The organism is Streptomyces sp. NBC_01089, assembly GCF_045162975.1.
In the GTDB taxonomy this organism is placed as follows: domain Bacteria; phylum Actinomycetota; class Actinomycetes; order Streptomycetales; family Streptomycetaceae; genus Streptomyces.
Genome location: NZ_CP108660.1, coordinates 5,148,375 through 5,169,254 on the forward strand (window position 1 = coordinate 5,148,375; position 20,880 = coordinate 5,169,254).

The 20,880-nt window shown below is 70.9% G+C and carries 19 protein-coding genes and 1 tRNA gene; 11 read left to right on the plus strand and 9 right to left on the minus strand.

Annotated features, from left to right (window positions below; genetic code table 11):
• Window positions 1–83: 83 nt before the first annotated feature.
• The 4 genes from OG510_RS23175 to OG510_RS23190 form a co-directional block, all read right to left on the minus strand.
• Entirely contained in the window at window positions 84–1,061 is a 978-nt protein-coding gene (locus OG510_RS23175) for a ribose-phosphate diphosphokinase (RefSeq protein ID WP_164266846.1), read from the minus strand.
• A gap of 139 nt (window positions 1,062–1,200) precedes the next feature.
• Window positions 1,201–2,697, minus strand: coding sequence for a bifunctional UDP-N-acetylglucosamine diphosphorylase/glucosamine-1-phosphate N-acetyltransferase GlmU (gene glmU / locus OG510_RS23180; RefSeq protein WP_406139265.1), 1,497 nt, complete (start codon window positions 2,695–2,697; stop codon window positions 1,201–1,203).
• A gap of 112 nt (window positions 2,698–2,809) precedes the next feature.
• Window positions 2,810–2,882 (minus strand) — tRNA-Gln (locus OG510_RS23185).
• A gap of 7 nt (window positions 2,883–2,889) precedes the next feature.
• On the minus strand, window positions 2,890–3,762 hold the full coding sequence (locus OG510_RS23190; RefSeq protein WP_406142497.1) for a hypothetical protein: 873 nt from the start codon (window positions 3,760–3,762) through the stop codon (window positions 2,890–2,892).
• Window positions 3,763–3,913: 151 nt separating this feature from the next.
• Between OG510_RS23190 and OG510_RS23195 the strand changes: the two genes are divergently transcribed.
• Window positions 3,914–5,239 carry a sensor histidine kinase gene (locus OG510_RS23195; protein ID WP_406139266.1) on the plus strand — a complete coding sequence of 442 codons (1,326 nt, stop codon included), beginning with the start codon at window positions 3,914–3,916 and terminating at the stop codon, window positions 5,237–5,239.
• Between the two features lie 345 nt (window positions 5,240–5,584).
• On the opposite strand, the gene OG510_RS23200 is transcribed toward OG510_RS23195, so the two are convergent.
• Both OG510_RS23200 and OG510_RS23205 read right to left on the minus strand, forming a co-directional pair.
• Window positions 5,585–6,118: an SUKH-3 domain-containing protein gene (locus OG510_RS23200; RefSeq protein ID WP_406139268.1), complete on the minus strand. Its 534-nt coding sequence runs from the start codon at window positions 6,116–6,118 to the stop codon at window positions 5,585–5,587.
• A gap of 10 nt (window positions 6,119–6,128) precedes the next feature.
• A complete protein-coding gene (locus OG510_RS23205) occupies window positions 6,129–6,716 on the minus strand; it encodes a YwqJ-related putative deaminase (RefSeq protein WP_406139269.1) in 588 nt (195 codons plus the stop codon).
• Window positions 6,717–6,979: 263 nt separating this feature from the next.
• Here OG510_RS23205 and OG510_RS23210 point away from each other — a divergent pair, with 263 nt between their 5' ends.
• The 8 genes from OG510_RS23210 to OG510_RS23245 all read left to right on the plus strand — a co-directional run bounded on the left by OG510_RS23210 (window position 6,980) and on the right by OG510_RS23245 (window position 16,117).
• On the plus strand, window positions 6,980–7,963 hold the full coding sequence (locus OG510_RS23210) for an HNH endonuclease (RefSeq protein WP_406139271.1): 984 nt from the start codon (window positions 6,980–6,982) through the stop codon (window positions 7,961–7,963).
• Between the two features lie 7 nt (window positions 7,964–7,970).
• Window positions 7,971–10,778, plus strand: a complete 2,808-nt coding sequence (locus tag OG510_RS23215; RefSeq protein ID WP_406139273.1) for an SUKH-4 family immunity protein — start codon at window positions 7,971–7,973, stop codon at window positions 10,776–10,778.
• A 378-nt stretch (window positions 10,779–11,156) separates the two neighbouring features.
• Entirely contained in the window at window positions 11,157–12,053 is an 897-nt protein-coding gene (locus tag OG510_RS23220; protein ID WP_406139274.1) for a cellulose-binding protein, read from the plus strand.
• A 188-nt stretch (window positions 12,054–12,241) separates the two neighbouring features.
• Window positions 12,242–12,829, plus strand: a complete 588-nt coding sequence (locus OG510_RS23225; RefSeq protein WP_406139276.1) for a class I SAM-dependent methyltransferase — start codon at window positions 12,242–12,244, stop codon at window positions 12,827–12,829.
• A gap of 234 nt (window positions 12,830–13,063) precedes the next feature.
• Window positions 13,064–13,339 (plus strand): ArsR/SmtB family transcription factor, encoded by a 276-nt coding sequence (locus OG510_RS23230; RefSeq protein ID WP_406139278.1) that lies wholly within the window; start codon window positions 13,064–13,066, stop codon window positions 13,337–13,339.
• Window positions 13,340–13,359: 20 nt separating this feature from the next.
• Complete coding sequence (locus OG510_RS23235; RefSeq protein ID WP_406142498.1) at window positions 13,360–15,051, plus strand: SulP family inorganic anion transporter; 1,692 nt, start codon at window positions 13,360–13,362, stop codon at window positions 15,049–15,051.
• A 79-nt stretch (window positions 15,052–15,130) separates the two neighbouring features.
• Window positions 15,131–15,505 (plus strand): ATP-binding protein, encoded by a 375-nt coding sequence (locus tag OG510_RS23240; protein ID WP_406142499.1) that lies wholly within the window; start codon window positions 15,131–15,133, stop codon window positions 15,503–15,505.
• A 249-nt stretch (window positions 15,506–15,754) separates the two neighbouring features.
• The gene (locus OG510_RS23245) at window positions 15,755–16,117 is read left to right on the plus strand and encodes an ArsR/SmtB family transcription factor (RefSeq protein WP_406142500.1); all 363 of its coding nucleotides are present in this window, start codon (window positions 15,755–15,757) and stop codon (window positions 16,115–16,117) included.
• Between the two features lie 64 nt (window positions 16,118–16,181).
• Here the strand turns inward: OG510_RS23245 and OG510_RS23250 are convergent, their stop codons facing one another.
• The 3 genes from OG510_RS23250 to OG510_RS23260 form a co-directional block, all read right to left on the minus strand.
• Window positions 16,182–16,322 (minus strand): DUF6126 family protein, encoded by a 141-nt coding sequence (locus OG510_RS23250; protein ID WP_406142501.1) that lies wholly within the window; start codon window positions 16,320–16,322, stop codon window positions 16,182–16,184.
• 109 nt (window positions 16,323–16,431) lie between these two features.
• Window positions 16,432–16,788, minus strand: coding sequence for an ArsR/SmtB family transcription factor (locus tag OG510_RS23255; RefSeq protein WP_406139280.1), 357 nt, complete (start codon window positions 16,786–16,788; stop codon window positions 16,432–16,434).
• Window positions 16,785–16,973, minus strand: a complete 189-nt coding sequence (locus tag OG510_RS23260; RefSeq protein WP_406139281.1) for a hypothetical protein — start codon at window positions 16,971–16,973, stop codon at window positions 16,785–16,787. Before OG510_RS23260 ends, OG510_RS23255 begins: the two co-directional genes overlap by 4 nt.
• A gap of 401 nt (window positions 16,974–17,374) precedes the next feature.
• Between OG510_RS23260 and OG510_RS23265 the strand changes: the two genes are divergently transcribed.
• Both OG510_RS23265 and OG510_RS23270 read left to right on the plus strand, forming a co-directional pair.
• Window positions 17,375–18,163 (plus strand): ABC transporter ATP-binding protein, encoded by a 789-nt coding sequence (locus OG510_RS23265; RefSeq protein WP_406139282.1) that lies wholly within the window; start codon window positions 17,375–17,377, stop codon window positions 18,161–18,163.
• Window positions 18,160–20,733: an ABC transporter permease gene (locus tag OG510_RS23270; RefSeq protein ID WP_406139283.1), complete on the plus strand. Its 2,574-nt coding sequence runs from the start codon at window positions 18,160–18,162 to the stop codon at window positions 20,731–20,733. The genes OG510_RS23265 and OG510_RS23270 overlap by 4 nt, the downstream gene beginning before the upstream one ends.
• The last annotated feature ends 147 nt before the right edge of the window (window positions 20,734–20,880 follow it).

Sequence of the window (20,880 nt, forward strand, 5' to 3'; positions counted from 1 at the left end):
CTCGCCGAGCAACTCCGTGAGTCTACCCGGCGGGGAGGCCGTCCCAGAAATCGATCTTTCAGGCCGCTGTCAGACCTGCTCTGCTACGCCTGCTCCTCGAAGAGGCTGGTCACCGAGCCGTCCTCGAAGACCTCACGCACCGCACGGGCGATCGTCGGCGCCATCGAGAGCACCGTGATCTTGTCCAGCTCCAGATTGTCCGGGTCGGGCAGCGTGTTCGTGAAGACGAACTCACTCACCTTGGAGTTCTTCAGACGGTCCGCGGCAGGACCCGACAGCACCCCGTGCGTCGCCGTCACGATGACGTCCTCGGCGCCGTTCGCGAACAGCGCGTCCGCGGCCGCACAGATCGTGCCACCGGTGTCGATCATGTCGTCGACCAGGACACACACCCGGCCCTTCACCTCGCCCACGACCTCGTGGACGGTGACCTGATTGGCGACGTCCTTGTCACGGCGCTTGTGCACGATCGCCAGCGGCGCACCGAGCCGGTCGCACCAGCGGTCCGCGACCCGCACCCGGCCCGCGTCGGGCGACACGATCGTCAGCTTCGAACGGTCCACCTTGGCGCCCACGTAGTCCGCCAGTATCGGCAGCGCGAAGAGGTGGTCCACCGGCCCGTCGAAGAAGCCCTGGATCTGGTCCGTGTGCAGGTCGACCGTGAGGATACGGTCCGCACCCGCGGTCTTCATCAGGTCAGCGATCAGCCGGGCCGAGATCGGCTCACGGCCACGGTGCTTCTTGTCCTGCCGCGCGTAACCGTAGAACGGCACGATCACGGTGATGCTCCTGGCCGAGGCCCGCTTCAGCGCGTCGATCATGATCAGCTGTTCCATGATCCACTGGTTGATGGGAGCCGTGTGGCTCTGCATCAGGAAGCAGTCCGCGCCGCGGGCCGACTCCTGGAAACGGACGTAGATCTCGCCGTTCGCGAAGTCGAAAGCCTTAGTCGGCACCAGGTCGACCCCCAGCTGGGATGCGACCTCCTCGGCCAGCTCGGGGTGGGCGCGGCCGGAGAAGAGCATCAGCTTCTTCTCGCCGGTCGTCTTGATCCCGGTCACAGCACAGTCTCCTCAGACGTGTTGATTGCTGCTGGGCGAGCCAGCCGGAGGTATGTACCGGGGCGTACCCCGGAGTCCCGGCCCGTAAGCCGAGCATGCGTCTATCACGGTACGCGCAGATGAACGCACGTGTTTCCGGTCAGCTTTCGCCGCCGGACTCATCAGAGGCGGCCTGAGCGGCCCGCGCGGCGGCACTTCCCGGCCGCTTCCTGGCCACCCAACCTTCGATATTCCTTTGCTGGCCCCGGGCAACGGCCAGCGCACCGGCCGGCACGCTCTTCGTGATCACGGAGCCCGCCGCGGTGTAGACACCGTCCCCGACCGTGATGGGAGCCACAAACATGTTGTCCGAACCGGTGCGGCAGTGCGACCCGATCGTTGTGTGGTGTTTGTCCTGTCCGTCATAGTTCACGAAGACGCTCGCCGCACCGATGTTGCTGAACTCACCGATCGTCGCATCGCCGACATACGAGAGATGCGGCACCTTCGAACCCTCGCCGATGGTGGCGTTCTTCGTCTCCACATACGTCCCGATCTTGCCCCGCGTACCGAGCCGCGTACCGGGCCGCAGATAGGCGTACGGACCCACCGTCGCGTGCTCGCCCACCTCCGCACCGTCCGCCACGGTGTTGTCCACCCGCGCGAACGCACCCACCACGGTGTCCTTCAGCCGCGAGTTCGGCCCCACCTCGGCGCCCTCGGAGAGATGCGTCGTCCCCAGCAGCTGCGTACCCGGGTGGATCACCGAATCCGGCTCGAAGGTCACCGCCACATCGATGAACACCGACGCGGGATCGATCACACTCACCCCCGCCAGCATCGCCCGCTCCAGCAGCCGCGCGTTCAGCAGCGCACGCGCCTGCGCCAGCTGCACCCGGTTGTTGATCCCGACGATCTCCCGGTGGTCACCGGCGACCGACGCCCCGACCCGGTGACCGGCCGCCCGCAGAATGCCGAGCACATCGGTCAGATACTCCTCGCCCTGGCTGTTGTCCGTACGCACCTTGCCCAGCGCGTCCGCGAGCAGCCGCCCGTCGAAGGCGAACACCCCCGAGTTGATCTCCCGGATCGCCAACTCGGCCTCGGACGCGTCCTTGTGCTCGACGATCGAGATCACCGCGCCGGTGGCGTGATCGCGCACGATGCGGCCGTAACCGGTGGCGTCCGGGACCTCGGCGGTCAGCACGGTGACGGCGTTCTTGTCGGTGGCGTGGGTGGCGGCGAGCGCGGCGAGCGTCGCCCCGGTGAGCAGCGGGGTGTCGCCGCACACGACCAGGACGGTGCCGTCCGGGGCCGCGCCCAGCTCTTCGAGCGCGGTACGGACGGCGTGCCCGGTGCCGTTCTGCTCGCGCTGCACGGCGGTCCTTACGCTCGCGTCGGCCTCGGCGAGATGGGCCTGGACCTTCTCGCGCTCGTGCCCGACGACCACGACGAGCTGCTCGGGCGCCAGCTCACGGGAGGCGGCGATGACATGCCCGACGAGCGAGCGGCCGCTGATCTCGTGCAGGACCTTGGGGGTGGCCGACTTCATCCGGGTGCCCGCACCCGCCGCGAGAACGACGACGGCGGCGGCAGCCGAGGGAGCCGCTCCCCCTGTTTGCGCGGAACCGAGACCTTGGGGGGGAGTGGCGCTCACGGTGGTGCCCTTCGGGTGCGGGTGGGTGGATATCCGCAGAATACCGGGGGGCCTGGAGGTGGAAATGGGGGCGGGTCCCGACCTGGGAGGTCAGGACCCGAACCACTCATTGCTCCGCCGCTAGGATTCGAACCTAGACCGAACATCTCCAAAGGATGCCGTGCTGCCGATTACACTACGGCGGAACGTGCGTCAACCGGGTGAGGAGTACTCCCCGCCCAAAACGCTGGCCTCCACTATGCCGTACCACCAGCCCTCGATGCGACGGTAAAGGTCAGCGCTTTTTCGAACCTGGATGACGAGACACCCGCGATAGTCGCTGCCGACATTCTTGCGCACCGTCTTCGCATTGTGCTTCTTGAGGGTGGTTCTGCCGAACGACGAGGCGTCGCTCCCGACGAGCGCTGCCCAGTGCTGCTCGGCTGCGGTCACGTCGGCCGACTCGTGGATCAGTACGCGGAAGTGGAGCAGTCCGCGGTCCACTCCGAGGAGATCCAGCCAAGCCAGGAACACCTGAATCATGCTGGGGTCACTGTTGACGAAGGCCACGCTCTCGCGTCGGGCGTGAGGCTTGTCCTTGGTCCCTTCGGCCCAGTAGAGCGCGGTCCCCACCATCATGAGCTCCCGGTCGGACAGGGTGCCGATGTCCTCCGCGGCCGCACGCTTGGTCTCCTGGCGTTCCGTCTCGCGCCGCTGCAGTGTGGCCTCCCAGCCGCGCTTCGCGATCGCCGATGCGTCCTCTCGCGTACGCCGGGGAGGCTTCGGCAGATCCCGCACCCACAGCGAGATCGAACTCTTCGAGCACCCCAGCTCCAGCTGTATCCGGTCGTACGTCATGCCCTGGAGCCTCAATTCCCGCGCCTTCGCCCGCAGGTCGTCCTTCGCGTTCGGGCGTTTCGTCCACTCGGGGGCGGGCTCGCCGTCCAGCAGGCGGTTGAGGATGTCGTTGTTGTCGACGAAGAGCCGGTCGCGGATCTGGCGGCGGCTGAGCCCCTCCCTGCGCAGCGCTACGGCCTGTGCGCGCAGTCCTTCGAAGTCGGAGTACTTGCTGTTTTTGCTGCGGATATCGGTCACGGCGACAGCATCGTCCGGAATGCGGACGTCCGGTTCGAAAGCCTGCTCGATTCACTGGATCGAGTGATCGGGGCGTATTGCGCGTAACCTCCCACATTGAAATTCGTGGGGCAGGGGTGCGCCCGCCCGTACGCTGGTTGCCATGACCGCAACGGGGGCGCATGACGCCACGGCCACGGGGCTGACCACCCGTGGCTGGTGGTGGTGGGAACGGCGGCGTAGTGCCGTGCTGGATGTGGGGCTGGGTGTCGTCTCGGCTCTTGAATGTGCGTTGGAGGGCGTTGATTTCTCCGGGCAGGCCGGGCTTCCCGTGCCGTTCGGGGTGGTGTTCGGGCTGCTGGCCGGTTTCGTACTGGTGCTGCGGCGGCGGTGGCCGATCGCGGTGGTGCTGGTGTCGATCGCCACGACGCCCGCCCAGATGGGTTTCCTGATGGGCATCGTCGGGCTCTACACGCTCGCCGCGTCCGATGTGCCGCGCCGGCTGACCGGTGCGCTGACGGTGATGGCGACGCTCGGGACGCTCATCGTGACGTTCGTGCGGCTGCGCCACGGGGTGGGCGCCGAGGACGGGACGCCGGGGCCGGTGTTCGTGGTGCTGGGGTCCGTCTTCATGTCGCTGGGGCTGACGGCGCCGCCGGTGCTGTTCGGGCTGTACATAGGGGCGCGGCGCCGGCTCATGGAGAGTCTGCGGGAGCGTGCGGACAGTCTGGAGCGTGAGCTGTCGCTGCTGGCGGACCGGGCCGAGGAGCGGGCCGAGTGGGCGCGGACGGAGGAGCGGACGCGGATCGCGCGGGAGATGCACGATGTGGTCGCGCACCGGGTGAGTCTGATGGTGGTGCATGCGGCGGCGCTGCAGGCGGTGGCGTTGAAGGACCCCGCGAAGGCGTCCAGGAACGCGGCGCTGGTGGGGGACATGGGGCGGCAGGCGTTGACCGAGTTGCGGGAGATGCTCGGTGTGTTGCGTTCGGGTGAGCCGGTGCGGGCTCCTGCGGCGGTGCCGCCGACCGCGGTTCCGCTGGCGGCTGTCGGGGTGGCGGCGGCCGCCGCTGCGGCGGCCGCGGTGGAGGACGGGCCGTGTCTGGACGAGCTGGATGTGCTGGTGGGGCAGTCGCGTGCGGCGGGGATGGTGGTGGAGCTGCTGGTGGAGGGTGCGGCCGGGACGTATGACGCGCTGGTGGAGCAGACGGCGTACCGGGTGGTCCAGGAGGCGCTCACCAATGTGCACAAGCATGCCGCCGGGGCGAAGACGCGGGTGCGGCTGGCGCACCGGGGGGCCGAGGTGGCGTTGCAGGTCGAGAACGGTCCGTCGGACGCGGGTGCGGCGGATGCGGGGCTGCCGAGCGGGGGGAACGGTCTGCTGGGGATGCGGGAGCGGGTGACCGCGCTGGGCGGGGTGTTCGTGTCGGGGCCGACGGAGGCCGGGGGGTTCCGGGTGTCGGCGGTGCTGCCGGACCGGCGGCCTGCCTAGGGCGTGTCCGCAAAGTCGCGTCGTCGCCCGCAGGGCGGGCGCGCGGCGTCCGGTGCGTGCTCTCGGCGTGCCGGGCGGAAGTCCTCGTACTGGACGTACTCGGGCTTTCGCCCGGTGCGGCGAGAGTGCGTGCCGGGCGTCGCGCGCCAGACGCGACTTTGCGGACACGCCCTAGCGGGTCTGACGGGGGTGGGGTGAGGGCCGGGCGGGTCTGCGGTGGGGCGACGGTGGTGAGTTGGCGGTGGGGCGGCGGTTGTCTCTGCCCCTCCCCGGTTCTCCGCGCCCGTTCTCCGCCCGCGGTTTCCTTCCCCCGGGTTCTCCGCGCCCGTTCCGTGAGTCCGTTCGCTAGGTGCCGGTGCTCTGTGCGGAGCCGAGTCTGACCGGCTGGAGTCCGGTGATGAGGGCGGCGAGTGCTTGGTCGATGTCGTGGCCCAGGTACCAGTCGCCGGTGTGGTCGATGCTGTAGATCCGGCCTTCGGCGTCGATCGCGAGCAGTGCTCTGCCGTCTGCTTCGTCGCCGAGTGGGGCCATCTCGGTGCCGAGTGCGCGGCCCAGGTCGGCGAGGGTGCGGGCGAGGTGGAGGCCGCTGAGGGGGTCGATCCTGACGGGGGAGGGGGCTGTCTGGCGGCCGGGTGCGGGGCCGGTGATGCGCAGTCCGCCGAATTCGGCCCAGGCTTCGACGGCCGCGGGGAAGACGGCGTGCTGGTGGCCGGCGGGTGAGACGTGGGCGCGGAGGGTGTCGGCCCACTGTTCGGCGCCCCGGATGTCCCAGCGGCCTGGCAGCCAGCCTGCTTCGCGGAGCGTGGTGTCCACGGTTTCGGGGAAGCGGCTGCCGGTGGCGGCGGGTGCGTCCGGTGCGTCCTGCGGGTGCGGCGGCATCGGCGGTGGTTCAGCCCTTCTCGGTGGTCGGGTCGACTGCGCGTACGCCGAAGTGGGCGAGCATCGCCGTACAGGAGCGGCAGGGTGGTGCGTAGCTGCCGTGGAGCGGGTCGCCGTCCTCGCGGATGTGGCGTGCGGTGATTTTGGCGTGTTTGAGGGTGCGGCGGGCTTCGCCGTTGGTGAGGGGTTTGCGGGAGGCGCGTTTGGAGCGGGTGCTCTCGACGGCGGTGAGGTGGCGGGAGAGCAGGATCGCCTCGGGGCAGCGTCCGGTGAATCGTTCACGCTGGCCGCTGGTGAGGGTGGTGAGGAAGTCCTGGACCAGGGGGTGGAGTGCGGGGGGCTGGTCGGCCTTGCCCGCGGTGGAGGTGAGGGTGTCGGCGCCGCGGACGGAGAGGGCGGCGGCGACGGTGGGGAGGATGCCGTCTCTGCGGTGGCGGAGTTCGGGCGGGCGGGATTCGGTGCTGCTCCAGCGCAGGCGTGGGTCGCCCGCCGGTCCGGTGCGGTGCGGCGGTGCGGTGTGCGGTGCCGGGCCGGTCTGCGGTGCCGCCTGTGCCGCCGGTGATGTGTGCGGCGTGTGCGGTGTCTGTGCGGTGTGCATGGTCGTGCTACCCCTCCCACCCCGCGGCGGCTGCCGCCGGTGTTGCGCCCCCCGTGTTGCGGGGTCAGCCTGCCAAATGGGGCACCGGGTGGGGAAGCTGGGGCCTGTGATCGGCGTGGTGTGTCGGCTGCGGGTCACTCGAACGTGACCGTCCGTTACGTGGGTGTGCGGGGGCCGGGACTGTGCGGCGACGGGGCGGGACCGGCTCTTGCACCACCGCATAGGCTGTCGCTCCAAGCCATTCGCAGCAGGGGGCAACCGCCATGACGACAGGTCGGCTCGGGCAGCAAGCCGCGCCACCGAACGCGGCCTATGCCGGGCAGCTCGTAAGCTTCCCGGACCCGGTCCGGGCCGCGCGCCACCCCCGCGGTGTGCGGGTGGACGGGAACGGTTTCCCGGATTTCTCGCCGTACGCGCGCGCGGCCGCGGAGATCGCGGACCCCCCGGAGGGGTTCGGCGTGGACGAGCTGCGGCTCACGGACTATGTGTCGGCCAACGCCGCGCTGGCGGCGTCGGGGCACGAGCTGTGGGACACGATCCCGGCGGTCGCCACGCCGCACGGCTGGACCTGGCACCACGTGCCGGGCGCGCGCCGGCTGGAGCTGGTGCCGGTCGAGGTCAAGGCGTTGCTGCGGCACCACGGCGGGCTCGCGACGGCTGCTGTGGACCAGAACAAGCGGGGCACGCGTCCGCTGCAGGACACCCGGCCCGCCCATTTCGGGCTGCCCAGGGGGTCGGTGGCGGTCGGTGAGCAGCTGGTGCTGGCCGCCGAGGAGGATCTGGGGTACCGGCTGCCTGCCGCGTACCGGTCGTTCCTGAAGGCGGCGGGTGGCTGTGCGCCGGTCGGTACGGCGCTGGACGCCGAGTTGGGCCTGCTGGTGGACCAGCCGTTCTTCACGGTGCGGGACGAGGCCGCCGTCAATGACCTGGTGTACGTGAACAAGTGCTTGCGGGACCACCTGACGAAGGACTATCTGGGCGTGGGTTTCGTCCAGGGCGGAATTGTCGCCGTGAAGGTCAAGGGCGGTGGTGTGGGCACGGTCTGGTTCTGTGCGTACGACGATGCCCGTGACCAGGACGCGTGGCCGCCGGCTGAGCGGGTGGAGCGGCTGCTGTTGCCGTGCGGTGAGGATTTCGACGCGTTCCTCGAGCGGCTCGCGGGGAATCCGCCGGAGCTGGAGACAGTGGCGAACCTGATGGTGGACGGCGGCTTCGCGCAGGCCGTCCCGGTCTCGGCCGAGGGGTGATGAGCCGATGGTGACCTTTGCGCAGGCGCAGGAGCGCGCGGAAGAGTGGGTCAACGGGGACGTTCCCGTGTATCAGCACCGTGAGGTGCGGGTACGGGAGTTCGACCTCGGTTTCGTGGTGTGGGCGGAGGACCGGGCCGACGGCCCTTCGGGCGGTGGCGGCCGGCAGCGGCTGGTGATCGCCAGGGACGGCGGTGAGGCGACGCTGTGGCCGGGGCTGCCGGTCGGTGAGGTGGTGCGGCGGTACGAGGAGGAGTACGGGGCCTCGGGTGAGGCACCGGCGGCGCCGGAGCCGTCGCAGCGGATCGATCTGAACCAGACGTCGTTCCTGCTGACTCCGCCGGAGTGGCTGCAGGACGCGGCGGACAAGCTGGGCATTCCCGACCGGCGGTCGGGGGCCGACGGGACGGGTGCGTCGGGTGCGTCGGGTGCGTCCAGTGCGTCGGGCGGGGCTGGTGTGTCCGGCGGGGCTGGTGGTGCTGGTGCATCCGCTGGGGCTGGTGCTGGTGCGTCCGGTGCGGGCTCCGGGGCCGGTGGGGATCATGAGCCCACGGCCCGTGAGGGTGTTCCCGCGGAGGGCACGCCGTGGGCCGGTACCGACACGAATGCGGTGCCGGGGGGCCAGGACGGTTCGGTTCCGCTGCCCGCGACGGTGTTCGCGCCGCCGCTGGCCGGTTCGGACGACGAGGGGGCGCCGCCGCCCGGTGTCGCGCCCGAGGCCAAGACGGCGCTGATGTCCGGGGGCAGCGGGCTGCCGCGGACGACTGTCGCGCCCGCGCTGGACGGTTCCCAGCCGCCGCCGCAGCAGTTCCAGCAGTCGCAGCCGCCGTCCCAGCAACACTCCCAGCAGCCTTCGGGTACGCCCCAGCAGCCGCCGGCGGGTCAGCAGCCGCCGCCGCTGCCGCAGCAGCCTTCGCAGCTGCCGTCGCCTCCGCCGGGCGCGCCCCTGCCGCCGCCCGCTGCCGGCCGGCTTCCGGGGCAGGGTGCGGCTCCCGGCCCGGGCGCCGAGGACATTGCCGATGCCGCGACCAGCAAGGCCACGGCGCCCCCGCGGGCGCCGCGTGGTGGTGGCGCGACCACGCCGCCTCCGCCCGGGGCCCCGGGCACTCCGGGTGCGCGGCCCGATGCGGCTCCGCCGCTGCCGCCGGGTGTGCCGGCCGGTGGTTACGTACGGACGCAGCTGGTCTCGTCGCTCGGCCCCGAGGGCCAGCAGTCGCCGGGGCAGCCCGGTACACCCGGTCATCCCGGACAGTCCGGTCAGCCGGGTCAGCCGGGTCAGCCGGGTCAGCCGGGTCAGCCGGGACAGCCGGGACAGTCCGGTCCGCCCGGTGCCCCGGGTGCGCCGCAGCCCCCCGGCCCGCTTCCCGGCCAGAGCCATGGCCAGATGCCGGGGCAGACTCCCGGCCAGGCCCCCGGCCGGCCGACGCCTCCGCCGGCGGGCGGCAGTTCGGGCGGCGATGTGCACCACGCCGCGACGATGCTGGCCGGTCCGAGTCTGGGCGGCCAGGGCAGTCTGGGCGGTCAGGGCAGCCACGGCGGCAGGCCCCCGGGTCCGCCCGGTGCGCCGCAGCCGCCGGGTCCGCCCGGAGTGCCGGGTGCGGGTGTGCCGCAGCCGCCGGGTCCGCCCGGCAGGCCGGGGCAGGCCGGGCCTCCGATGCCTCCGCCGCCCGGTGGCAGCATCGGCGGCGACGTGCACCACGCGGCCACCATGCTGGCCGGCCCCGGCAGCACACCGCAGCCCGGCCGGACACCGCCCCCCGGCCCGGTGCAGCCGCCCGGTCCCGTGCCGCCGCCGCAGGGCGCCGCGTACGGGTATCCGCAGCAGCCCCCCGGCGGGCTGCCGACGGTGGGCCCCGGGTACCAGGCCGTGCTGCGCTACCGCGCGCAGGACGGCTCGGAGCAGCAGCTCATCCGCCGTTCCGCGCCGGGCACCCCGCACCCCGAGTGGCAGATGCTGCACGAGCTGCGGGCCATGAACGTGCCGCCGCAGCAGGTCATCGAGCTGCACACCGAGCTGGAGTCGTGCGAGCTGCCCGGTGGGTACTGTGCGCGGATGATCCGGGAGACCTGGCCGCAGGTCCGGATCACCAGCGTCGCCCCGTACGGCAGGGATCACGCCAGCCGGCAGCAGGGGATGCAGCATCTGCTGACGCACCAGGGCGAGTTGCACCAGGTCGCGGACGGTCCGGCGCGGCCGGCTCCGGTGCGGGCTCCGCTGCCCGCGGTGCAGCCGGTGCCGCCGATCCCGCCGCAGGGGGTCGCGCACGAGCTGGCGCAGGCGTTCGGGCCGCAGGGTGTCTTCCGTTTCGACCAGCGGGCGGTGTCCCGTCAGGGTGTGCCGGAGATCGTGGCGCAGACGCTGGTGTGGGCGGGGCTGCCGGTCGATTTCGGACCGTTCTTCTGGGCGCAGGCGGTGCCGGGGCAGCCCGTTCCGACGCTGGCCGAGCTGGCCGCGCAGCGTCAGGTGCAGCCCGCGTCCGACGCGGGGTCGTATCTGGTGATGGGGTCCGACTTCGGCCGGGCGCTCTGTGTGCAGTACGGCACGGCGAACATCGTGGCGGTGCCGGTGGAGGCGGGGCCCGGCGGGCAGCCGGTGGCGCCGCAGTTCGTGAACTCGGGGCTGCCCGAGTTCGTACGGTCGCTGGCGCTGCTGGGCCGGATGTGGCGGCTGCGCTTCGGCCTCAGTCCTGAGCAGGCCGGCCGGTGGACGGTCGACTTCCAGGCGCAGCTGATGATGCTGGACCCGGCGGCGCTCGGTTCGCCGGAGAGCTGGTGGTCGGTCCTGCTGGAGCAGATGTGGGACGGGCTGCTCTGAGGTAACTCCTGGCACTGGACCGGCACTGGAACGGCACTGGATCCGGTGCGTGTACGAGGCGCCCGGCCGCGAGAAGCGGCCGGGCGCCTCTGCCGTATGGGCGCACGGGCGCCGCACCTTCCGGTGGGCCGGCGCGGGCGGGGCGGAACCGTGCGGTCCGCCGGCTCCGGCCGTGGGAGACCTGAACAGGGGCTGCGCGGGGGCTGAATTCAGCCGTCCCGGACGGCGATGCCGACTTCCCGCGCCGGGTGACGCATCCTGGGTGGATGGGATGGGCGGAGTGTCGCGGTATGGGCACTTCGCGATGATCCACCAAGATGTGCGCCGGGCCGCGTGGGGCGACCCGATGCGCATCGTGTTCGAAGAGGGGCTTGACGGATGAGTTCAGCAGCGGTGTCACCTCATGGCTTCACGGGTGTGCGGGGCCGTGGGTACCGGCCCGAGCAGGTCGACCGGTTCGTCGCGGAGCTGTCCGACGACCGTGACGGGGCCTGGGAGCGTGCGGCGCGGCTGACCGTCCTGACGAAGGAGATGGAGGCCACGTCGGCGGCGCTGGCCGAGCAGGTGGCCGGGCTCGCCCCGCAGACGTACGAGACGCTGGGCGAGCGGGCCAGGACGCTGCTCGCGCTGGTCACGGAGGAGGCCGCCGGGCTGCGCGGCGATGCGCTGGCGGCGGCCCAGCGGCTGCACGACGAGGCGGGTGCGGCGGAGCGGGGGCTGCGGGACGCGGCGCGTGCGGACGCGGACGCGGCGCTGGCGGCGGCCGAGGCGCACGCGCAGCAGGTGCTGACCGCCGCGCAGGAGGCGTCCGACGAGCTGCGGGTCGGTTCGCGCAAGGACGCGAAGCAGTGGCGCAGCGAGGCGCTGGGTGTGCTGCGGGAGATGCGTGAGCGTACGTCGGCGGCGCTGGCGGAGCTGGAGAAGGGGCACGGCGAGCGTGCCGAGGCGGCGGAGCGTGAACTGGCGGCGAGGGAGGCCGACTTCGACGCCCGCCATACGGACCTGATCGCACGGGCCGAGGCCCGTCTCGGCGAGGCGCAGCGGGCGCTGTCGGCGACGGAGGAGTCGGCGCGGCACAGCCAGGAGGACGCGGAGGCGCAGGCGGCGGAGCTGATCGCGCACGCCAGGGTCCGCGCGGAGCGTACGGAACGCGAGACGGAACGGGTGCTGCGGGAGAACGGTGAGGCGCAGGAGGAGCTGCGGGCGCACATGTCCCATGTGCGGAGCAGCCTGGCCTCACTGACGGGCAGGACCCCGGCCACGGAAGGCACCTGACCGCGCACCCGGCCCAGCGGCCCTGTTCCCTCCCCTGCGGAGTCCCGGGTCCGGGAGGCCGGTCCTGCCGCGGGTGATGGCCCGGTTGCCGGGCCCTGGGCAGTCACCTGTCCCGTAGCGTTAAGGCGGGGGAACGTCCAGTGCGTCCGCCGGGACGGGCGCGGCAGACCGGCGGTGGAAGGGTACGTATGGACGCGGATGACTGGGACGAGCGGTACCGGGCCGTGGAGCGTGTGTGGTCGGTCGAGCCGAACAGGTGGGTGGTCCGTGAGACCTCCGCTCTGGAACCCGGCCGGGCCCTGGATCTGGCCGCGGGGGAGGGCCGCAATGCCGTGTGGCTGGCGGGCCGGGGGTGGCGGGTGGACGCGATCGACTTCTCACCGGTCGCCGTCCGCCGGATCATGGACGCGGTCGGCAGCGATCAGAAGTCGGTGCGTGCCACGGTGGCCGACGCCACCCGCTACATTCCCGAAGAGGCCGCCTACGACCTGGTCCTGATCTCGTATCTGCAGCTGCCCCGGCAGGACATGGCTGCGGTGCTGGCGAGCGCCTGCCGGGCGGTCCGGCCCGGCGGCACGCTGCTGCTGGTCGGCCACGACGCCGGCAACCTCGAGCACGGTACCGGGGGGCCGAAGGACGCGCGGGTGCTGTCCAGTGTCGAGTTCGTGCGCGAGGCGTGGGAACCGTGCGCCGATCTTGTCGTGGCCGAGGTGGCCCACCGTCCGGTCGGGGAGGCCGAAGCACTCGACACGGTGGTCCGCGCCGTGCGTCGATGAATCCCGCGTGCGGCGCCGGGTGAGCCCGCCAGCTGCTGCGCGGCCGTGCGCCGGACCGTGACGGGGTGTTCGGCGCCACGGTAGCCGTCCCGGGCAGAACAGACCTTCGGAATCTGTGAATTGCTAAATTATGCAATTCACTACATGCTGTGTTGGTTGTGTCCGCAGGTGGCCGCGGGCACGGCGCCAGAAGACGCCCCCGGACATCGGGGCGGCGAAGGGAGTCCGAAGACCGTGCCGGTTCCGCTGTACCAGGCCAAGGCCGAGTTCTTCCGGACGCTTGGGCACCCGGTCCGCATACGCGTACTGGAACTGCTCCAGAGCGGTCCGGTGCCGGTGCGCGACGTGCCGGCCGCGATCGAGGTGGAGCCCTCCGCGCTGTCCCGGCGCCTCGCGGGCGTGGACGTGGCGGACTTGACGCGGGCGGCCCGGCGGACTCCGGCCGAGATGCTGACCGGGCAGAACCAGCTCCCCGGGGAGCTGTGGGAAGCCGAGGTCGCGGCCTCGTGAGTACGCTCCTCACTCAGGCTATGGGCCGGGTGCGCTCCCTGCTGCCCGCCCGTGCCGACTTCGCCGTCATGGCCCGCAACCCGCGCCGCGATCTGCTCGCCGGACTGACTGTCGCCATCGTGGCGCTGCCGCTCGCGCTGGGATTCGGTGTCTCATCCGGGCTGGGCGCCGAGGCGGGGCTCACGACCGCGGTGGTGGCGGGCACGCTCGCCGCACTGTTCGGCGGCTCCAACCTCCAGGTCTCCGGGCCTACCGGGGCGATGACGGTGGTGCTGGTGCCGATCGTCTCGCGGTACGGGCCGGGTGGGGTCCTGACCGTCGGGCTGATGGCCGGTGTCCTGCTGATCGTGCTCGCTCTGCTGAAGGCGGGCCGGTACATGCGCTACATCCCCGCCCCGGTGGTGGAGGGCTTCACCCTCGGTATCGCCTGTGTCATCGGGCTGCAGCAGATCCCCAACGCGCTCGGTGTAGCCACGCCCGAGGGCGACAAGGTGCTGGTGGTGACCTGGCGGGCCATCGGGGAGTTCGTGAAGGCACCGAACTGGACCGCGACCGTCCTTGCCCTGGCGGTGGCGGCCGTCATGCTGCTCGGCGCCCGGTGGCGTCCCCGCCTCCCCTTCTCCATCGTCGCGGTCATCGCCGCCACCCTGGCCGCCCAGCTCTTCCACCTGGACGCCGCCCAGCCGATCGGTGACCTGCCCTCCGGGCTGTCCGCGCCGTCGCTCGCCTTCCTTGATCTGTCCGCGGTGGGTTCGCTGCTCGCCCCGGCCGTCGCGGTTGCCGCCTTGGCGGCGTTGGAGTCGCTGCTCTCGGCGACCGTCGCGGACGGTATGACGGTCGGCCAGCAGCACGACCCGGACAAGGAACTCTTCGGGCAGGGCATCGCGAACCTGGCCGCCCCACTGTTCGGTGGTGTCCCCGCAACGGCGGCTATCGCCCGTACCGCTGTCAACGTCCGGACCGGCGCCGGCTCGCGGCTCGCGGCAATCACCCACGCCGCGGTCCTCGCCGTGATCGTCTTCGCTGCCGCGCCGCTCGTCTCCAAGATCCCGCTGGCCGCGCTGGCCGGGGTGCTGCTGGCGACCGCGATCCGGATGGTGGAGCTCGGTGCACTGCGGGCGATGGCCCGTGCGACCCGCTCGGATGCGACTGTGCTGGTGCTGACCGCAGTTGCCACGCTCGCGCTCGACCTGGTGTACGCGGTGGTCATCGGCCTGGTCGTTGCGGGAGCCCTGACGCTGCGGGCGGTCGCCGATCAGGCCCGGATGGACCAGGTCGACTTCACAGCAGACCTGCCCGGCGAGCACAGCGAGGAGGAGCAAGCGCTGCTGGCCGAGCACATCGTCGCCTACCGCATCGACGGGCCACTGTTCTTCGCCGGCGCCCACCGCTTTCTCCTGGAACTTTCGGAGGTGGCCGACGTGCGGGTGGTGATCCTGCGGATGTCGCGGATCACGACGATGGACGCCACCGGGGCCCTGGTCCTCAAGGACGCCGTGGAGAAACTGAACCGGCGCGGCATCGCCGTGCTGGCCTCCGGGATACGCCCCGCCCAGCGCCGGGCCCTGCAGTCGGTCGGCGCCCTTGACCTGCTCCAGCTGGAGGGCCGGGAGTACACCACCACACGGGAGGCCATCGCCGGGGCCCGCAGCCACCTGCACCGGGCGGGCCTCCTGCCCGCCGCCCCCGTCACCGAAGAGGCTTCCCGATGACCACCTCCCGAGCCGGGGCGGCCCGGTGAGCGCTCAGCTCGATTCCCTGCCCCTGCGACATGTCCTGACCCTGCCCGCGATGGGCTCAGCGGTGCGGATCGTCCGCGAGACGACCGAGCAGGTCCTTGCCGAATGGGGCATCAGCGGTCGGCATCCCCTTGTCGATCCGGCGCTCCTGATCCTTTCGGAACTGGTGACCAACAGCGTCCGGCACGCAGCCGGCATGTCCCCGAACGTCACTGTGATCTACGCGGCCGGATCGGACACGTTCGCGTTCGCGGTCCACGACCGCCACCCCCACAAGCCTGCTCTGTTCTCCACGGTCACCGGGACCGGCGACGGCAGTGGGCTGGGCACCGTCATGGAACTCACCCTCGGCCTGGGCGGCACCGCCGTCATCCGGGGTGACGCGGACGGCAAGGGCAAAAGCATATGGATCACCCTTCCTCTGTGACCCTGTGAAAGATCCCCGGACACCCGCCAACTCGCCGTATGACCGCGAACCGGTGGATACGCACCCCCGTGCCTCCCGCTTATGGATTTCGTAATTGCTGAACTTGGAAATTCTTGAGGCTGTCAGGTTGGGTTGAGGGCGCGAGGATGTCCCCATGACGAAGAGTTTTGGATGGATGCGATGCACGGTGCACGCACGACGGCGGCCGTCCGGCACCCGGGCTGCTCCTACGGGCAAGGGGTCGGCACAGTGAGCGCGCCGCTCTACCAGCTGAAGGCGGAATTCTTCAAAACCCTCGGCCACCCGGTACGGGTCAGGGTCCTGGAACTCCTCAGCGAGCGCGAACACGCGGTCTCTGAAATGCTTCCCGCGGTCGGCGTCGAAGCAGCCCACCTGTCTCAGCAGCTGGCCGTCCTGCGCCGGGCCAACCTCGTCGTCCCCCGCCGGGAGGGATCCGCCGTCTACTACTCGCTGGCCAACCCTCAGGTAGCAGAGTTGCTGCGCGTGGCGCGAACGATCCTGTCCGGCGTACTGGCGGGCCAGGCCGAATTGCTGGCCGACCTTCGAGCCGCCGAACCGGAGGCCAAGCCCCGTCGGCGCAAGTCGTCGTAGGTGATTCCGGCGCCTCCTGGCTGGTGGCACCTTCTCGTCATGGGTTCGCCTGCTGGGGCCGCGTTCATTTGTTGGCGTGGCCGCCCAGGTAGAACAGCAGCCAGATGAATCCCGCGAAGACGTGCGTGCCGAAGATGTAGAGGAAGGCGCGCAGGGCGACCCCCCGCTCCTTCCAGCTCTCGGACTCCCGTTCGGTGCCTCTCACGGCGGGGGCCGGCTCGCTCTTGATCTCGTCGCTCACGGCGGGTCTCCCGTCATGGGTCAGTTTTGGTGGTTGGTGTCGCATCGGTTGCCGTCTCCGCGGCCGCCCGGCCTCACGCGGTGTCCGTTTCGGTCTCGGCGTCGTGCAGTTGGGCCAGCAGGTGCTGCTGGTCGGCCAGCAGCACCGTCAGGATCCGCCGGGCGGCTCGCAGCAACTCAGCCACGTCCCCGCCCGCCAGCGCGTAGACGACGGTGGAGCCGTCGCGGGTCGCGCTCACGATGCCCGAACGGCGCAGCACGGCCAGTTGCTGCGAGAGGTTCGAGGGTTCGATCTCGATCGCCGCGAGCAGGTCGCGGACCGGCAGCGGCCCGTCCTGCAGCAGCTCCAGGACCCGGATGCGGACCGGGTGCCCAAGCATTCGGAAGAACTCCGCCTTCGCCTGATACAGCGGCACTGTTGTCACGTTCACTGCCCGCTCACCCCGTTCTCCGTCTCCGTGCTGACGCGATGCTTGCGGGCCAGGCGCAGGGCGTCATCGAGTTCGTCCTCGGCCATCGCCGCTTCGTAGGCATCCTCGGCCTCCAACGCGGCCGCCAGCCGGGACCGCGCCTCACAGATGCGCTCCCGCACCGCCTCGCTGAACCCGCCCACCATCGCTCCCCACGCCCGGCACACTTGGCCGATTGGACAACTCGCAAATTGCAGAACTCTGCAAGTCTAAGGGAGCGTCCCACCGGACACCGCCCCCCCGTCCTGCAGGTCTTGCGTCTCCAGCTGTGCCGGGGGCGCCGCCGCCCCTGAGAAGCAGGCATCCCCCCTGTGGAATCCCCCTAGGGGCCGCCCCTTACCTGCAGCCCGGGCGCGTTCGTCCCGGCGGAGGACGTGAGGGGGCGCGCCGGTCCTTAGCGTTTGTTTATGGTCGCCCGCAGGGGTGGGGGTGGGGAAAACCCCAGGGCGGATGCGGCTACGTGCACCAGTGTGCCGGGCATCCCGGATCGACAGACTTCAACCATGCCTGCTGACAAGCAGGGCAGGACCGACATAGGAGATTTACCGTGACAACGGCTGTGACCATTCCCAGGCACGGGGGTACTGGAGGGCGTACGGCCGTTGCCGCGCGAGCGCGGCAGGTCGTCAAGGCGTACGGGTCGGGGGAGACCCGGGTCGTGGCGCTCGACCATGTCGATGTGGACATCGCCCGCGGCCAGTTCACCGCGATCATGGGGCCTTCGGGCTCCGGCAAGTCGACGCTGATGCACTGCCTCGCCGGCCTCGACACGGTGAGCGGCGGGCAGATCCATCTGGACGAGACCGAGATCACCGGGCTCAAGGACAAGAAGCTCACCCAGCTGCGCCGGGACCGTATCGGCTTCATCTTCCAGGCGTTCAATCTGCTGCCCACGCTCAACGCCATCGAGAACATCACGCTCCCGATGGACATCGCCGGGCGCAAGCCGGACGCGCAGTGGCTGCGTCAGGTGGTGGAGACCGTGGGGCTCGCCGACCGGCTCAAGCACCGGCCGACCCAGCTCTCCGGCGGCCAGCAGCAGCGGGTCGCCGTGGCGCGCGCCCTGGCAGCCCGGCCCGAGATCATCTTCGGTGACGAGCCGACCGGGAACCTCGACTCCAGGGCCGGCGCCGAAGTGCTGGGCTTCCTGCGCAAGTCGGTGTCCGAGCTGGGCCAGACCATCGTGATGGTCACGCACGACCCGGTGGCCGCCTCGTACGCGGACCGGGTGCTCTACCTCGCGGACGGCAGGATCGTGGACGAGATGTACGGCCCGACGGCCGAGCAGGTCCTCGACCGGATGAAGGACTTCGACGCGCGCGGGCGGACGTCATGACCGTCTGGAAGACCTCCCTGCGCAACTTCTTCGCGCACAAGGGACGGATGGCGCTCTCCGCCGTCGCGGTCCTGCTGTCGGTCGGCTTCGTGTGCGGCACGCTCGTCTTCACCGACACCATGAACACCACGTTCGACAAGCTCTTCGCGGCCACCGCGTCGGATGTCACGGTCAGCCCCAAGTCGGCCAAGGGCACCGACAACAGCACCCAGAACGGCAAGCCGGACACGCTGCCCGCATCGGCGGTGCGGCAGGTCGCGAAGGCCGACGGGGTGCGGTCGGTGCAGGGCGGCGTCAGCAGCATGAGCGTGACGGTCGTCGACGGCCACAACAAGGACATGGGCTCCAGCAACGGCGCCCCGACGATCGCCGGCAACTGGACCTCCGACGAGACCAAGTCGATGGAGATCACCTCGGGCCACGCCCCGCGCGGCCCCACCGAGGTGATGGTCGACGCGGACACCGCGAAGAAGCACCACCTGAAGCTGGGTGACGAGCTGCGCACGATCGCCGTCAGCGGTGACGTCAGGGCCCGGATATCCGGGATCGCCACGTTCAAGGTGACCAACCCCGGCGCGGCCGTCGTGTACTTCGACACCGCCACCGCGCAGCACGAGCTGCTGGGCGGCCCCGGCCTCTTCACGAACATCTCCGTCAACGCCGAATCCGGTGTGAGCGACGCGCAGTTGAAGAAGAACGTGCAGGCGGTGCTGCACGGCCCGTACAAGTTCGAGACGCAGAAGGAGAACGCGGACGCCAACCGCTCGGACGTCGGCTCGTTCCTCGACGTCATGAAGTACGCGATGCTCGGCTTCGCCGGAATCGCCTTCCTCGTCGGCATCTTCCTGATCATCAACACCTTCTCGATGCTGGTCGCCCAGCGCACCCGCGAGATCGGACTGATGCGGGCCCTCGGCTCCAGCCGCAAGCAGGTCAACCGCTCGGTGCTGGTCGAGGCGCTGCTGCTCGGTGTCTTCGGCTCGGTCCTCGGTGTCGGCGCCGGTGTCGGCCTCGCGGTCGGGCTGATGAAGGTGATGGGTTCGATCGGCATGGACCTGTCCACGGAGGACCTGACGGTCAAGTGGACGACCCCGCTCGTCGGCATGCTGCTCGGTGTCATCGTGACGATCGTCGCCGCGTACATCCCGGCCCGCCGGGCCGGGAAGATCTCCCCGATGGCCGCGCTGCGGGACTCGGGTACGCCCGCCGACGGCAGGGCGGGATGGCTCAGGGCGGCGATCGGCCTGGTGCTCACCGGCGCGGGCGGGGCGGCCCTGTTCGCCGCGGCCGGCGCGGACAAGTCGGGCCAGGGCTCGCTCTACCTCGGCGCCGGCGTGGTCCTCACCCTCATCGGCTTCGTGGTCATCGGCCCGCTCCTCGCGGGTGTGGTGGTCAGGGCGATCAGCTCGGTCGTCCTGCGGATCTTCGGCCCGGTCGGGCGGCTGGCAGAGCGCAACGCGCTGCGCAACCCGCGGCGTACGGGAGCCACGGGCGCGGCCCTGATGATCGGCCTGGCGCTGGTGGCCTGTCTGTCGGTCGTCGGCTCCTCGATGGTGGCCTCGGCCACCGACGAGCTGGACAAGTCGGTCGGTGCCGACTTCATCATCCAGAGCGGCAGCGGCCAGCTGATCGTGCCGCAGGCGCAGAAGGCACTCGAAGCGGCGCCGGACATCGAGCACGTCACCAACTACAAGGCCATCGACTCCAGGCTGACCGCGCCCGACGGGAAGAGCGAGGACGAGTCGGTCATCGCGGCCGACCCGACGTACGCGCAGGACCTGCGGCGCGAGACCGTCTCGGGTGACCTCTCGGCGGCGTACGGCAAGGACGCCATGTCCGTCGGCGACGCCTACGCCACGAGGCACCACATCAAGGTCGGCGACACCATGTCGGTGGCGTTCAGGAGCGGACGGACGGCGAAGCTGCGGATCGCGGCCATCACCTCGGACGACACGAGCGTCGACAAGGGCGCGATGTATCTGAACATCACGACGGCCGCGCGGTATGTGCCGGCCGACAGGATGCCGCCGAACGTCATCATGTTCGCCAAGGCCAAGGACGGCCAGGAGAAGGCCGCGTACGCCGGGCTGAAGAAGTCGCTGGCCAAGTACCCGCAGTACAAGGTGCAGGACCAGACCGACTTCAAGCAGGAGCTGAAGGACCAGATCGGGCAGCTGCTCAACATCGTCTACGGCCTGCTGGCCCTGGCGATCATCGTGGCGGTGCTCGGCGTGGTGAACACGCTGGCCCTGTCGGTCGTCGAGCGGACCAGGGAGATCGGCCTGATGCGGGCGATCGGCCTCTCGCGCAGGCAGCTGCGCCGGATGATCCGGCTGGAGTCGGTGGTCATCGCGCTCTTCGGTGCGCTGCTCGGTCTGGGGCTCGGGATGGGCTGGGGCACATCGGCCCAGAAGATCCTCGCGCTGGAGGGCATGGGGGTCCTGGAGATCCCGTGGCCCACGATCATCGGGGTCTTCGTCGCATCGGCGTTCGTGGGCCTGTTCGCCGCCCTGATCCCGGCGTTCCGGGCGGGCCGGATGAACGTACTGAACGCGATCGCGACCGACTGACCCGCGAAGGCCCGTTCCGGGCCCAGTGACCGGGGGATACGGGGAGCGGGGGACCACGGGGGAGCACCGGGGGAACGGGGGAACGGGGACGGATCAGCCCCGGTGGGCGCCAGGCGCGTCCGCCGGGGCTGGATCGTGTCCGGCAGG

Coding starts and splice junctions, on each gene's coding strand:
- OG510_RS23195 (WP_406139266.1), top strand. CDS start 3,914: ATGACCGCAACGGGGGCGCATGACGCCACGGCCACGGGGCTGACCACC.
- OG510_RS23200 (WP_406139268.1), bottom strand. CDS start 6,118: ATGCCGCCGCACCCGCAGGACGCACCGGACGCACCCGCCGCCACCGGC.
- OG510_RS23205 (WP_406139269.1), bottom strand. CDS start 6,716: ATGCACACCGCACAGACACCGCACACGCCGCACACATCACCGGCGGCA.
- OG510_RS23210 (WP_406139271.1), top strand. CDS start 6,980: ATGACGACAGGTCGGCTCGGGCAGCAAGCCGCGCCACCGAACGCGGCC.
- OG510_RS23215 (WP_406139273.1), top strand. CDS start 7,971: ATGGTGACCTTTGCGCAGGCGCAGGAGCGCGCGGAAGAGTGGGTCAAC.
- OG510_RS23220 (WP_406139274.1), top strand. CDS start 11,157: ATGAGTTCAGCAGCGGTGTCACCTCATGGCTTCACGGGTGTGCGGGGC.
- OG510_RS23225 (WP_406139276.1), top strand. CDS start 12,242: ATGGACGCGGATGACTGGGACGAGCGGTACCGGGCCGTGGAGCGTGTG.
- OG510_RS23235 (WP_406142498.1), top strand. CDS start 13,360: ATGGGCCGGGTGCGCTCCCTGCTGCCCGCCCGTGCCGACTTCGCCGTC.
- OG510_RS23240 (WP_406142499.1), top strand. CDS start 15,131: ATGGGCTCAGCGGTGCGGATCGTCCGCGAGACGACCGAGCAGGTCCTT.
- OG510_RS23260 (WP_406139281.1), bottom strand. CDS start 16,973: ATGGTGGGCGGGTTCAGCGAGGCGGTGCGGGAGCGCATCTGTGAGGCG.
- OG510_RS23270 (WP_406139283.1), top strand. CDS start 18,160: ATGACCGTCTGGAAGACCTCCCTGCGCAACTTCTTCGCGCACAAGGGA.